Here is a 12,807-nt window from a genome sequence, read left to right on the forward strand (position 1 = left end):
ATGCTCCGCCCTACCCTACGTTTTGCCGGCCTGTGCGCAGGCTTGATGATCTCTGCCAGCGCACTGGCGCTGTCCCTGAGCGACCTGTCGCAGAAAGACGCCACCGGCGGACTCAAGGACGCCCTGACCCAAGGCGCGCAACTGGCCGTCAAACAACTCGGCACCCCGGGCGGCTTCAGCAACAACCCGGACGTGAAGATCGAACTGCCGGGCAAACTGGGCAAAGTGGCCAGCAAAATGAAACAGTTCGGCATGGGTGATCAGGTCGATCAACTGGAAGCCAGCATGAACAAAGCGGCGGAAACCGCCGTGGTCCAGGCCCAGCCGATCCTCGTCGACGCCGTGAAGAAGATGACGGTCGACGATGCCAAGGGCATCCTCAGTGGCGGCAATGACTCGGCCACCCAGTACCTGAACAAGACCAGTCGCGAACAGATCCGCGCCAAGTTCCTGCCAATCGTCAAGCAAGCCACCGACCAGGTCGGCCTGGCCCAGCAGTACAACTCGTTCGCCGGGCAAGCGGCGACCATGGGCGTGATCGATGCGAAGAGTGCCAACGTCGAAAACTATGTGACCGAACAGGCATTGAACGGCTTGTTCGAGATGATCGGCAAACAGGAAGAAACCATCCGCCAGAACCCGGCGGCGGCGGCGACCAGTTTGGCGAAGAAGGTGTTTGGTACTTTGTAATTTTTAGCTGACGCCAACACCACAAAAGCCCGCTGAGCCTGTGAAGGTCAGCGGGCTTTTCGTTATCTATTGCTGCGGATCAAGGTGATCCAGCACCTCGCTCACCGATAGCTGCGCCAGGACAATCATCTGTTGAATTCCAAGCACCAGATTGCACGTCGGACCAGTCAGGCAGGACGACAATTCCGTCGCCATCACATTCGCCGAAGTGAGGGTTTCAAAGGCATGGACTAGAAGGGTTTCGGAGTTTACGCCAGGGCGGATGGTGAAAATTGGGCAGAGACGGCTATAGGTTTTCTCCAGCAGTTCGGGATTTGCTTCGGGGGGATTTGGGCTGTGTTTGATCATTGTGAAGCTCCTAACAAAAGTCGGAGCGGCCAGCATCACTTGCAGATGATGGGTGGCAGCTGTATGCGGGTCTGCAAGACCGAGTCGTTAGGCAACCTCGGCAGACTCGAAGGTCTCCCGCACACAGCCACCATAAATCGGTGGTCGCTAAAAAGTGCCACGATTATAGGTGCGCCTGTAGGCGCCTAACAAACTATCGGCGGGCTTGCAGTCCCGATCGCTGAATTGGCAGCGACGGACAAAGGCTAGAGATCGAGGTTCTGAGGGACAACCTGAAAAGCGTGACGGATGTTTCCGATGGATTTGAGGGATCCTGCTCGACATGGATTGGCTGTCAGGCCGCCTTCGCGGGCAAGCCTCGCTCCTACAGTGGATCCAGTACATCCGCCAGATGCAGGTCGGCTGTCAGGCCGCCATCGCGAGCAGGCTCGCTCCTACAGTGATCGGCGTACATCCACCCGCTCTTCACCACTCATCAGGCCGAGCGTTAGCTCGCCTTCCGCTTTTGATCTTGATCTGCCCGCCCCTTCGGGAGGCTGAGTGGAGGTGTTCATCCGGGGAGTGGCGCGCAGCGCCGTTCGACGCAGTCGAACACGCTGCATGTAGGTGCAGCGAAGCCAACCGGAGGGCAGTGTCCCCGGATGGATACCGGAGCGAAGGAACGCCGAGCCTTAGCGAGGGGCCGGACGCTGGGGCGAGCGTTTTTTTGCTTACTTTTTTTTGGCGCTTGTAAAAAAAGTGAGTCGCCGTAAGGGCGAAACCGCCAGCCGCCGTTACCGCAGCAACGGATATGTACTCGGTCAATCAAGAACCTGGTCAGCCCAAAGGCCGCCAAGTCCAACGAACTCAGGCCGATTCTTTCTTAACCCTGAACCAAGCCGCATACAACGCAGGCAGGAACAACAACGTCAACGCCGTCGCCACAATCAGCCCCCCCATGATCGCCACCGCCATCGGCCCGAAGAACACACTGCGCGACAACGGAATCATCGCCAGCACCGCCGCCAGCGCCGTCAACACAATCGGCCGGAACCGTCGCACCGTGGCCTCGATGATGGCCTGCCAGGGTTTCAACCCGGCCGCGATATCCTGCTCGATCTGATCCACCAGGATCACCGAGTTGCGCATGATCATCCCGGACAGGGCAATGGTCCCCAACATGGCGACAAAGCCAAATGGTTGGCGGAATACCATCAGGAACAGCGTCACCCCGATCAACCCCAAGGGCGCCGTCAGGAACACCATCGCCGTGCGGGAGAAACTGCGCAACTGCAGCATCAGCAACGTCAACACCACCACGATGAACAACGGCACGCCAGCCTTCACCGAGTTCTGCCCGCGAGCCGAATCCTCGACCGTACCACCGACATCCAGCAAATAGCCGTCAGGCAGTTCAGCGCGGATCGGATCAAGGGTCGGCATGATCTGCTGCACCAGGGTCGCCGGTTGTTCCTTGCCATAGATGTCGGCGCGAACCGTCACGTTGGGCAGGCGATTGCGGTGCCAGATCACGCCCTCTTCAAAGCCGTATTCCAGGGTCGCGATCTGCGACAGGGCGACGCTGCGACCGTTGTCGGTCGGCACCGCCAGGCTTGGCAGCAGCGACAGCTCGGTGCGCTCATGCAAGGTGCCGCGCAACAGGATCTCGATCAACTCATTGTCTTCGCGGTACTGGCTGACGCTGGAACCGGTCAGCGAGCTCTGCAAAAACTTCGACAGGTTCGCCGTGCTCACCCCCAGTGCCCGCGCACGGTCCTGGTCGATGTTCAGATAGACGACCTTGCTCGGCTCCTCCCAATCCAGGTGGACGTTGACCACATGGGGGTTTTCGCGAACTTTGGCCGCCACTTTGCGGGCCAGTGCGCGGACTTCCTCGATGTGCTCGCCAGTCACCCGGAACTGCACCGGATAGCCAACCGGCGGGCCGTTTTCCAGACGCGTGACCCGCGAGCGCAAGGCCGGGAACTGTTCGTTGAGGGTCGTGATCAACCAGGTGCGCAGGGATTCGCGCTCTTCGATGGTTTTCGCCAGGACGACGAACTGGGCGAAGCTCGCCGCCGGCAATTGCTGATCCAGGGGCAGGTAAAAACGCGGCGAGCCGGTACCGACGTAGGCCACGTAGTTGTCGATTCCGGCCTTGTCCTTGAGCAACGCTTCGAGGCGCTTGACCTCCTCGGCCGTATTGCTCAGGGACGCGCCTTCGGCCAGCTTCAGGTCGACCATCAACTCCAGCCGGCCCGACGCCGGGAAAAATTGCTGGGGCACAAAACGGAACAGCACGATGGAAGCAATAAACAGCACCACCGTCGCTGTGATCACGGTTTTACGCCAGCGCACACACCACTCCACCAGACGCCTGACGCGCTGGTAAAACGGCGTGCCATAGGGGTCGGGTTGGTCAGCGCCGTGTTTGGCCGCGTGCATCTTCGCCAGGTCCGGCAGGAGTTTTTCCCCCAGATAAGGCACGAAGAGCACCGCCGCCACCCAGGACGCCAGCAGTGCAATGGTCACCACTTCGAAGATCGAACGGGTGTATTCACCGGTGCCCGATTGCGCGGTCGCGATCGGCAGGAAGCCGGCGGCGGTGATCAGCGTGCCGGTGAGCATCGGGAAGGCGGTGCTGGTCCAGGCATAGCTTGCCGCCTTGATGCGGTCGAAGCCCTGCTCCATCTTGATCGCCATCATTTCCACGGCGATGATGGCGTCGTCCACCAGCAAGCCCAGCGCCAGCACCAGGGCGCCGAGGGAGATCTTGTGCAGGCCTATCCCCAGGTAATACATGCAGGCGAAGGTCATCGCCAGCACCAGCGGAATGGCCAGGGCTACGACCATGCCGGTGCGCACGCCGAGGGAGAAAAAACTCACCAGCAACACGATGGCCAGCGCTTCGACCAACACCTGGACGAACTCGCCAACCCCGGTTTTCACGGCGGCCGGTTGGTCGGAGACCTTGCGCAGCTGCATACCAGCCGGGAGATTCTTCTGGATGCGGGCAAACTCGATTTCCAGGGCCTTGCCCAGCACCAGAATGTCGCCACCGTCCTTCATGGCCACGGCCAGGCCGATGGCGTCTTCACCCATGAAGCGCATGCGCGGTGCCGGAGGATCGTTGAAACCGCGGCGCACATCGGCGACATCGGAGATGCGGAACGTACGATCGCCGACGCGGATCGGGAAGTTCTTGATCTCATCGACCGTCTGGAAATTCCCCGAGACCCGTAGCTGCAATCGCTCACTGGTGGTTTCGAAGAAGCCGGCGGTGGACACCGCATTCTGTTCTTCAAGGGCTTGCTGCACCGCCGCCAACGGCAATCCGAGGGTGGCGAGCTTGACGTTGGACAGCTCGATCCAGATCTTTTCGTCCTGCAAACCGAGCAGGTCGACCTTGCCCACATCCTTGACCCGCTGCAGCTGGATCTGGATGCGGTCGGCGTAGTCCTTGAGCACGGCGTAGTCGAAACCCTCGCCGGTCAGGGCGTAGATATTGCCGAAGGTGGTACCGAATTCATCGTTGAAGAAGGGTCCCTGAATGCCCGGCGGCAAGGTGTGGCGGATGTCGCTGACCTTCTTGCGCACCTGATACCAGAGTTCCGGTATATCCACCGAGTGCATGGAGTCACGGGCGATGAATGTCACCTGGGATTCACCCGGGCGGGAGAACGACACGATGCGCTCGTACTCGCCGGTTTCCATCAGCTTCTTTTCAATGCGTTCGGTGACCTGGCGCGAGACTTCCTGTGCGGTCGCCCCTGGCCAGTTGGTACGGATCACCATGGCCTTGAAGGTGAACGGCGGGTCCTCGCTTTGCCCCAGCTTGGTGTAGGACAGAGCGCCGACGATCGCCAGCAAGAGCATCAGGAACAGGACGATCTGGCGATTGCGCAGCGCCCAGGCGGAAAGATTGAAACCCATCGGGGATTACTCCTTGTCCGCCAGATTGACCACGCGGTTGGAGCGATCCACCGGGCGCACGGGCTGCCCGTCGAGAAGCACATGGACGCCGGCGGCCACCACCCAGTCGCTGGCATTGAGGCCTTCGAGGACCGGGACGGTTTTCTCACCGAAGGCGCCGACCCGCACCGGGGTCTTCTTCAAGGTGTTGTTGGCGCTGACCACCCACACGTAGGTCACGCCGTTTTCCGCGGTCAACGCCGACAGTGGCACTGACAACGGAACGGCTTGGGCGCTCTGCACGAAGACACGGGCGCTCTGGCCGAGTTCGACCGGCACCTTGCCCGCATTGAAGGCGATACGCGCAGCGAAAGTGCGCGACTTTGGATCGGCGGCCGGCGACAGTTCGCGGATGTGTCCGGCGAAGCGCTGATCCGGTTGCGTCCAGAGTTCGACCGAAACCGGCTGACCAACCTTGAAGCGGCCGAAGCTTGCCTCCGGCAGGCTGATCAACACTTCACGCTCGCCATCGGTGGCCAGCGTAAACACCGTTTGCCCGGCCGCGACCACTTGCCCGACTTCCACCGCTCGCTTGGCGACTACGCCATCCTGCGGCGCACGCAGCACCGCGTAACTGGCCTGATTGGTGGAGACGTTGAACTCGGCCTTGATCTGTTTAAGACGCGCTTCACCGGACCGGTACAGGTTTTCGTGATTGTCGAACTGCGAGCGGCTGACCAGCTGGCGCTCCATCAGCGTTTTATAGCGATCACGCTCGGCACGCACCATGTTCAGGTTGGCCTCGGCGGCCGCGACCTGGGCGCGGGTGGCCTCCAGTTGCAGGCGCACGTCCTGGGGATCGAGTTCCGCCAGCGGTTGATCGGCCTTGACCCGCTGCCCTTCGTCGACCAGTCGTCGGCTGACTTTCCCGCCAATGCGGAACGCCAGGTCCGGCTCAAAGCGGGCGCGAACTTCACCGGGGTAACTTTCCATCGCCTGGGTCGAAGGCTCTGGCTGGACCACCATGGCCGGTCGAATGCTGACGACAGGCGCCTCTTCGTGACCGCACGCGGTCAATAAAAACGCCAGGGTGACTGGCAACGCGAGGGGCAAGGCATAGCGGAACATGGTGAAGGACCTTTCGCCAATGGTGCTTGGAATAATTATACTGACGAGTATGTTATTAATAGCAAACTCACCAGTCCAGTAATAAAAGCGAATATGCCGAACAATCTTTCAGCACCCAATGGCCCAGGCCGCCCCAAGGATCTGGCCAAGCGCCAGGCGATCCTCGATGCAGCGAAAACGCTGTTTCTGACCAAGGGATATGCCAACACCAGCATGGATGCTGTCGCTGCGCAGGCCGGCGTATCGAAGCTCACGGTCTACAGCCACTTCAACGACAAGGAGACGCTGTTCTCCGCTGCCGTGGTGGCCAAGTGCGAGGAGCAATTGCCGGCGCTGTTCTTTGAACTGCCGGAAGGCGTGGCAGTGGAAACCGTGCTGCTGAACATCGCCCGCGGTTTTCACCAATTGATCAACAGCGACGAGTCGGTGAACCTGCACCGGTTGATCATGGCCCTGGGCAGCCAGGACCCGAAACTCTCGCTGATCTTCTTCGAAGCCGGGCCACAGCGCATGCTGCACGGCATGGAGCGGTTGCTGAGCAAGATCGATCAGAGCGGCGCGCTGAGCATCGACAAACCACACAATGCGGCTGAGCACTTCTTCTGCCTGCTCAAGGGCGCGGCGAACTTTCGGTTGTTGTATGGCTGTGGTGAGCCCCTGACCGGGGACGCGGCGGAGAGCCATGTGCGGGAGGTTGTGGGGTTGTTTATGCGGGCTTATCGGCCGGAGTGAGCCAGATGATCGTTCCCACGCTCTGCGTGGGAATGCCTCAAGGGACGCTCCGCGTTCCAGCTCTCGAAGGGGACGCGGAGCGTCCCGGGCTGCATTCCCACGCAGAGCGTGGGAACGATCAGCTTCAACTTACGGCTTGAGCGCTTTCTTCGGATAAATGTCATACCGGCTGGATTTGCCATCCAGCGCATGGCTCGGTTTTGGCCCCTCAATGCACGGCGCCTTGCGCGGACGCTTGACCACCACCCGGTGGCTGGCCAAAGCCAATGCCGCGGCGAGCAATGCCGGCGCATCCGGATCATCCCCTACCAGCGGGCGGAACAGGCGCATTTCCTTCTTCACCAACGCAGTTTTCTCGCGATGGGGGAACATCGGGTCGAGGTAGATCACCTGCGGCGGCTCCCCCTCCCAATTGCGCATCACCTCGATCGAGTTGCCCTTGAGCAGGCGCATGCGCGCCACGATGGGCGCGACGTCGAAATCTTCCGCGCCCCGGGCCAGGCCATCTTCGAGCAAGGCACCGATCAATGGCTGGCGCTCGATCAGGCTCATCTCGCAGCCCAGGCTGGCCAGCACGAACGCATCCTTGCCCAGCCCCGCGGTGGCATCCAGCACACGCGGGCGCACACCTTGGGCAATGCCGACGGCCTTGGCGATCATCTGCCCGCTGCCGCCACCGTACAACCGGCGATGGGCCGCGCCACCCTCGACGAAATCCACCCGCACCGGCCCGGGCGCATCCGGCCCCAGCTGTTGCAGTTGCAAACCCTGGTCACCCACCTGCAACGCGAACTCGCCATCAGCCACTTGCAGCGGCAGACCCAGGCGCTCGGCCCATTGCTCGGCCTGGGGCTCGAAGGCCGCGCTCAGCGCCTCGACATGGATGCGGCAGGCCGCAGGTTGATCAATCATCGGAAAACACGCTCAAAAAATTAATGATCGGCAAAAACGGCCGATAACAAAACTATCGAGCATTTTGCCAGAGCTGAGCGTCGACCGAGAGAAATGTCAGACATTCAACCCACAATCACAGGTTTTATCTCGCCCTACGGCGATTACAACCTGCGAAATACCCAGGTACTGGGCGGCGTCAGTCACATCTGGCAGGATTTCTTTGCCCGTGCACTGGCCGAACAGTCGGGTGAAGTGCTGCCGCAATCGCTGAATTTTCCACCGGTTGATCTGCAAAGCCCGGTCGAACCCACCGTTGGCAGTGACCTGCTGGCGCACATCGTTTCCCAGCGCGAATGCGACGTGAAGGACAACGAAGTTCGCCCGCCCGAGCCGCTGTTCCTGCCAATTGCCGAGTTCGAAATGGACCTGGCCGACAAACCATTCCCGCCGTTCCCCGCCGAAGAAATCGTTGCCCAGCAGCAACAGCAGGACTTCGAGAGCGGCTGGGTGCGCCCGATCGTGCTCGCCGCCGGTCAACCGTTGCCAGAGGCCGCTCCGGCGCCGCAACCGCGCCCGCTGCACCTGCCCATCGCCGAGTTCGAACTCGACCTGCTGGACAAGCCATTCCCGCCGTTCTCGCCCGAAGAGCTGGTGGAGCAGCAGAAACAACTCGATTTCGATAATGGTTGGGCACGTCCGATCATCCTGCAGAACCTGCGTCTGGCCGCATAAGCCTCAACGACAGACCCACCACGGCCCGACATCCAGATGAAAGTGATTGCGGTGGGCGGCGTTGTAGTCCGGGCTCAACACCACGCTGAACAGGCCGCAGGCGCCATCGCGGACCTGCCGCAAAAATCTGCCATCCTGATTATCCTTCGGCCAATCCTTGAGCACGCTGATGGTCCGGCCGTCAGCCAGGCGAAAGCCGGCGATATCCAGGGCATTGGCCGACGCATGCTGGCTGAGCCTGCCATTCTCGCGACTGTAGACATTGCGGCAGGCAAAACTGCCGAGGTGATCGACCCGCGTTACCGCTTGGCTATAAACCGCCTGCGCCGCCGGTTGCAGCGCGTGATGCTCGAACAGGGCAAATGCCACGGCCAGTCGGCAGCTGGCGAGGAAACTGCTGCTCAGGGCCACGTCACTGCCCTGCACACGTAGGGCATTGGTCAGCGGACATTTGGCGTCCGGGCTGTCGGCCTGATGGCTCACGCGCAACCCGGAGCTGCTCAACGCCTGGTCGCACAGCTGCGGATCAGCGCGCAGTCGCATCAGCTTGTAGCGGGTCAGCAGGTTGGGCTGCGCCTTGACGTCCAGCGGCGCCCAGGGATTCCACTGCGGCGGCAGGGAGATCCAGCCGCGCCAGATGCCCCCTCCTGCCGCTGCAATGATCAACAGTACCAGCAGCAGCCAACCGCGAAACCGCACCGTCAGCCTTTGAACAACTGATTGGCCTGGGCGTACGGCATGGAGCGCGACGTGAAACCGAACGTGCCCGCCGTCTTGATCTCTTCGGCGGCGCGATAGAACTCGCCCAGCGCCGCCAGGGCCAGCGCCGAGCCGACACTGATGCGCTTGACGCCCATTTCACTCAATTGCTCGACCGTCAGCTTCAAACCGCCGGACATCAACACGTTGACCGGCTTCGGCGCCACGGCGCGAACCACCGCCAGTACCTCTTCAGCGCTGCGCAACCCCGGCGCATACAACACGTCGGCACCGGCTTCGGCGAACGCCTGCAAGCGGCGGATCGTGTCGGCCAGATCCGGATTGCCATGCAGATAGTTCTCGGCCCGGGCTGTCAGCGTGAACGCGAAAGGCAAGCTGCGAGCAGCAGCGACCGCGGCCTCGATGCGCGCCACGGCATGTTCGAAGCAGTAAATCGGAGCGTCCGGACGGCCCGTGAAGTCTTCGATCGAACCGCCAACAGCACCGGCGTCTGCGGCCGCCAGAATGCTTTGCGCGCATTCGGCGGGATCATCGGCAAAGCCGTTTTCCAGATCGACCGCTACCGGCAGGTCGGTGGCGGCGACAATCGCCCGGACGTTGACCAAGGTGTCGTCCAGCGTCAGGCCGCCATCGGGGCGCCCCTGGGAAAAAGCGTAACCGGCACTGGTGGTCGCCAGCGCCTCGAAACCCAGGCTGGCGAGCATCTTTGCCGAACCTGCATCCCACGGATTGGGAATCACGAAGGCCCCGTCGCGTTCGTGCAAGGCTCTGAACGCTTGGGCTCGAAGGGTTTGCGCATCCATTGGCAGGCTCCTCTGAAGGGAAACGAGTCGCTTCAGAGCAAGCCAAGTTGCTCCGCCGCGGGCTCTCTGTATAGCTCAGGCAGCGCCGGCAAGCCAGGCAGACGCAGCATCAGGCGCGCGTGAAAACGTTGTGCCAGCTTGGCCGCGAGCACATTGTCGGCGGTGTGCAGGAAGATATAGGGCGTACGGCCCTCTTCGATCCACAGGGCGATCTTCTCCACCCACGGCCCCAGAAACGGTTCATTGGCCTCAAGCTGCGGATGGCCGATGAAACGCACCTGCGGGAACTGTGTGAACGCCGCCGGGCGCGGTGGCACTCGGGGTTTCTTCGATTGGGCGTGCAGCACCGAGGGCTCGGTCGATGTACAGCTGAACAATGCACGGGGATCAAGACAGATGCGCTCGACACCCCGATCGAGCAACAGGCGATTGAGCGTCCGCTCGTTCTCGCCCTTGGCAAAGAAGTCGTCATGCCGCACTTCCACCGCCAGTGGCCGCTGCAGCGCATCGATGAAGCCGGCCAGTTCGGGCAAGCGTTGTGGCGTGAACCCCTTGGATAACTGCAGCCACAAAGGCGCTACCCGCTCACCCAGCGGGCCGAGCAAGCGGGTGAAGGTGTCGGCGGCGGTCAGTTGTTCGCGCAGGTCACCGCCGTGGCTAATCTCGCGGGGAAACTTGGCGGTGAAGCGAAAATGTGCGGGCATGACCTCGGCCCAACGCTGCACGGTACTGGCAGCGGGACTGGCGTAGAAGGTCGTATTGCCTTCCACGGCGTTGAACACTTGGGAATAGAGATTCAGAAAATCGGCGGGCCTGGCTGCTGGCGGGTAGAGGTAATCACGCCAGGCGTTTTCGCTCCAGGACGGGCATCCAAGGTAGTAAGGCAACATCAGATGTACAGGTCGAGGCCCAGCACTTGCGCATCCCAATCGACGAAACTGGCGGTGCTCAGGTAACTGGCCAACGCCGTTGCCACGCTTTTGCTCATCGCACGGTGATAAAGCATGTCCTGCTGACGGGCGGGAAGGTTACTCAGCTTTTGCGCAGCGGCTTTGGCGATACGGGCAGCCAGTTGTTCTTCGGTCGCGAATTCCAGCTCGCCTTCGATATCGACGGCCTCGTCTTCCACCCGCTGGCCTTTGCGAGGCTTGCGATTGATGGGGTAGGACTGAGATGAAACGCCGTCTATACGCATAGGTGCATGCTCGGTATCAGTAATGGCAGTCTAGTGGCACACAACCCACATCGCAAACTGCCGAGTGATAACTAGAACACATAAAAGGCAAAAGGTTTAAAAGCTGGGGTTACAAACTGACGATTGGCTGAAGTTCGCCTTTGTGGCGAGGGGATTTAGCGAAACGTCGCACCGCCCCGCTGGGCTGCGAAGCGGCCCCAAAGAAATGGGACTGCTGCGCAGTCCAACGGGGATAAATCCCCTCGCCACAGGAAAATACTTAACGCGCTTTCGGCGTCGCCACTTTATCGCGTAGATAAACCGGCTGCGCCTCATCCGCCACAATCGCCTCGCCACGCTCCCAGGCAAACCGCGCCAGGGTCAGCAGGTCTTCAGCGTGAGGCAACATGCCCGCGTCCTGCCCGCACAGGCTGACGCCAATACGCTCGGCATAGCCCCAACCAGTGCCCGCACCGAACCACTCACCGCTGGCATCGGCCGGCAATGCAGCGACCTCCGGTGGCAACACCGCTTCAGCGCCGACCAGGCGCATCTCCCCTGCCGTTTCGCGGTAGCAGCCCCAATACACCTCGTCCATCCGCGCATCGATGGCCGCCGCGACCTGGCGGGCACCGTGTTCGCGATAGGCGCGTTGGGCCAGCACCGCCAGGTTCGACACCGGCAATACCGGGCGATCGAGTGCAAACGCCAAGCCTTGCACCACGCCGATGGCAATCCGCACGCCGGTGAACGCACCCGGCCCGCGACCGAAGGCGATGGCGTCGACCGCTTGCAGGGTGGTGCCGGCATCGGCGAGCAACTGCTGGATCATCGGCAGCAGCTTCTGTGCATGCAGGCGCGGAATCACCTCGTAATGGCTCGTCACTTTGCCGTCATGCAGCAAGGCAACGGAGCAAGCTTCAGTCGCGGTGTCCAGGGCCAGCAAGGTGCTCATCGATGTTTCCACAAGAGAGATCAGAAAAAAGTCCGTCAGTATAAACAACTACGGCCCGCAAGCGGGCCGTAGAAGATCAAGCTGTTTTCAGCTCAGGGCAGCCATCACCTTGGTGGTGATTGCTTCAACCGAACCAACGCCTTCGATATGGCTGTATTTCGGCTTGCCGTTGGCGGCAGACAGCTTCTGGTAGAAGTCCACCAGCGGTTTGGTCTGCGAGTGGTAGACCGACAGGCGATGACGCACGGTTTCTTCGGTGTCGTCCTTGCGCTGTACCAGCTCTTCGCCGGTGATGTCGTCTTTGCCGGCGATTTTCGGCGGGTTGTAGACGATGTGGTAAACGCGGCCGCTGGCCTCGTGAACACGGCGACCGGCGATACGCTGCACGATCTCTTCGTCTTCAACGGCGATTTCAACCACGGCATCCAGCTCGACACCGGCAGTCACCAGGGCTTCAGCCTGGGGAATGGTGCGCGGGAAACCGTCGAACAGGAAACCGTTGGCGCAGTCGGACTGGGCGATACGGTCCTTGACCAGGGCGATGATCAGGTCGTCGGAGACCAGGCCGCCGGCATCCATGATGCTCTTGGCCTTGATGCCCAGCTCGGTGCCGGCCTTGACCGCGGCACGCAGCATGTCGCCGGTGGAGATTTGCGGAATACCGAATTTTTCGGTGATGAACTTAGCCTGAGTACCTTTACCGGCCCCGGGAGCTCCCAGCAGAATGACGCGCATCGATG

At 61.3% G+C, this 12,807-nt stretch carries 13 protein-coding genes; 3 read left to right on the top strand and 10 right to left on the bottom strand.

The genetic code is table 11. The features are described from left to right. A complete protein-coding gene (locus HFK74_RS09550; protein ID WP_008058776.1) occupies window positions 1-690 on the top strand; it encodes a DUF4197 domain-containing protein in 690 nt (229 codons plus the stop codon). Window positions 691-756: 66 nt separating this feature from the next. Here the strand turns inward: HFK74_RS09550 and HFK74_RS09555 are convergent, their stop codons facing one another. The 3 genes from HFK74_RS09555 to HFK74_RS09565 form a co-directional block, all read right to left on the bottom strand. After that, window positions 757-1,038 (bottom strand): DUF6124 family protein, encoded by a 282-nt coding sequence (locus tag HFK74_RS09555; RefSeq protein WP_180203272.1) that lies wholly within the window; start codon window positions 1,036-1,038, stop codon window positions 757-759. Window positions 1,039-1,884: 846 nt separating this feature from the next. Further along, on the bottom strand, window positions 1,885-4,950 hold the full coding sequence (locus HFK74_RS09560; protein ID WP_180203273.1) for an efflux RND transporter permease subunit: 3,066 nt from the start codon (window positions 4,948-4,950) through the stop codon (window positions 1,885-1,887). 6 nt (window positions 4,951-4,956) lie between these two features. Further along, the gene (locus HFK74_RS09565; RefSeq protein ID WP_180203274.1) at window positions 4,957-6,057 is read right to left on the bottom strand and encodes an efflux RND transporter periplasmic adaptor subunit; all 1,101 of its coding nucleotides are present in this window, start codon (window positions 6,055-6,057) and stop codon (window positions 4,957-4,959) included. A gap of 93 nt (window positions 6,058-6,150) precedes the next feature. Here HFK74_RS09565 and HFK74_RS09570 point away from each other — a divergent pair, with 93 nt between their 5' ends. Then, complete coding sequence (locus HFK74_RS09570) at window positions 6,151-6,789, top strand: TetR/AcrR family transcriptional regulator (RefSeq protein ID WP_180203275.1); 639 nt, start codon at window positions 6,151-6,153, stop codon at window positions 6,787-6,789. Window positions 6,790-6,918: 129 nt separating this feature from the next. Here the strand turns inward: HFK74_RS09570 and HFK74_RS09575 are convergent, their stop codons facing one another. Further along, window positions 6,919-7,698, bottom strand: a complete 780-nt coding sequence (locus HFK74_RS09575) for a class I SAM-dependent methyltransferase (RefSeq protein WP_177325073.1) — start codon at window positions 7,696-7,698, stop codon at window positions 6,919-6,921. 96 nt (window positions 7,699-7,794) lie between these two features. Here HFK74_RS09575 and HFK74_RS09580 point away from each other — a divergent pair, with 96 nt between their 5' ends. Beyond that, complete coding sequence (locus tag HFK74_RS09580) at window positions 7,795-8,415, top strand: energy transducer TonB (protein WP_180203276.1); 621 nt, start codon at window positions 7,795-7,797, stop codon at window positions 8,413-8,415. A 3-nt stretch (window positions 8,416-8,418) separates the two neighbouring features. Here HFK74_RS09580 and HFK74_RS09585 read toward each other — a convergent pair whose 3' ends face one another. The 6 genes from HFK74_RS09585 to adk form a co-directional block, all read right to left on the bottom strand. Further along, complete coding sequence (locus HFK74_RS09585; protein WP_180203277.1) at window positions 8,419-9,114, bottom strand: extensin family protein; 696 nt, start codon at window positions 9,112-9,114, stop codon at window positions 8,419-8,421. Window positions 9,115-9,116: 2 nt separating this feature from the next. Continuing rightward, a complete protein-coding gene (locus tag HFK74_RS09590; RefSeq protein ID WP_180203278.1) occupies window positions 9,117-9,938 on the bottom strand; it encodes an oxaloacetate decarboxylase in 822 nt (273 codons plus the stop codon). A 32-nt stretch (window positions 9,939-9,970) separates the two neighbouring features. After that, on the bottom strand, window positions 9,971-10,831 hold the full coding sequence (locus tag HFK74_RS09595) for a DUF72 domain-containing protein (protein WP_180203320.1): 861 nt from the start codon (window positions 10,829-10,831) through the stop codon (window positions 9,971-9,973). Then, a complete protein-coding gene (locus HFK74_RS09600; RefSeq protein ID WP_180203279.1) occupies window positions 10,828-11,133 on the bottom strand; it encodes a hypothetical protein in 306 nt (101 codons plus the stop codon). The genes HFK74_RS09595 and HFK74_RS09600 overlap by 4 nt, the downstream gene beginning before the upstream one ends. A gap of 259 nt (window positions 11,134-11,392) precedes the next feature. Further along, window positions 11,393-12,067, bottom strand: a complete 675-nt coding sequence (tsaB, locus tag HFK74_RS09605; RefSeq protein ID WP_008058754.1) for a tRNA (adenosine(37)-N6)-threonylcarbamoyltransferase complex dimerization subunit type 1 TsaB — start codon at window positions 12,065-12,067, stop codon at window positions 11,393-11,395. An 87-nt stretch (window positions 12,068-12,154) separates the two neighbouring features. After that, window positions 12,155-12,802, bottom strand: coding sequence for an adenylate kinase (adk, locus tag HFK74_RS09610; protein ID WP_008058753.1), 648 nt, complete (start codon window positions 12,800-12,802; stop codon window positions 12,155-12,157). Window positions 12,803-12,807 lie beyond the last annotated feature (5 nt).

Origin of the sequence: Pseudomonas sp. SbOxS1, assembly GCF_013416725.1 — a bacterium.
In the GTDB taxonomy this organism is placed as follows: Bacteria; Pseudomonadota; Gammaproteobacteria; order Pseudomonadales; family Pseudomonadaceae; genus Aquipseudomonas.

Coding starts and splice junctions, on each gene's coding strand:
- HFK74_RS09550 (WP_008058776.1), top strand. CDS start 1: ATGCTCCGCCCTACCCTACGTTTTGCCGGCCTGTGCGCAGGCTTGATG.
- HFK74_RS09555 (WP_180203272.1), bottom strand. CDS start 1,038: ATGATCAAACACAGCCCAAATCCCCCCGAAGCAAATCCCGAACTGCTG.
- HFK74_RS09560 (WP_180203273.1), bottom strand. CDS start 4,950: ATGGGTTTCAATCTTTCCGCCTGGGCGCTGCGCAATCGCCAGATCGTC.
- HFK74_RS09565 (WP_180203274.1), bottom strand. CDS start 6,057: ATGTTCCGCTATGCCTTGCCCCTCGCGTTGCCAGTCACCCTGGCGTTT.
- HFK74_RS09570 (WP_180203275.1), top strand. CDS start 6,151: ATGCCGAACAATCTTTCAGCACCCAATGGCCCAGGCCGCCCCAAGGAT.
- HFK74_RS09580 (WP_180203276.1), top strand. CDS start 7,795: ATGTCAGACATTCAACCCACAATCACAGGTTTTATCTCGCCCTACGGC.
- HFK74_RS09590 (WP_180203278.1), bottom strand. CDS start 9,938: ATGGATGCGCAAACCCTTCGAGCCCAAGCGTTCAGAGCCTTGCACGAA.
- HFK74_RS09600 (WP_180203279.1), bottom strand. CDS start 11,133: ATGCGTATAGACGGCGTTTCATCTCAGTCCTACCCCATCAATCGCAAG.
- tsaB (WP_008058754.1), bottom strand. CDS start 12,067: ATGAGCACCTTGCTGGCCCTGGACACCGCGACTGAAGCTTGCTCCGTT.
- adk (WP_008058753.1), bottom strand. CDS start 12,802: ATGCGCGTCATTCTGCTGGGAGCTCCCGGGGCCGGTAAAGGTACTCAG.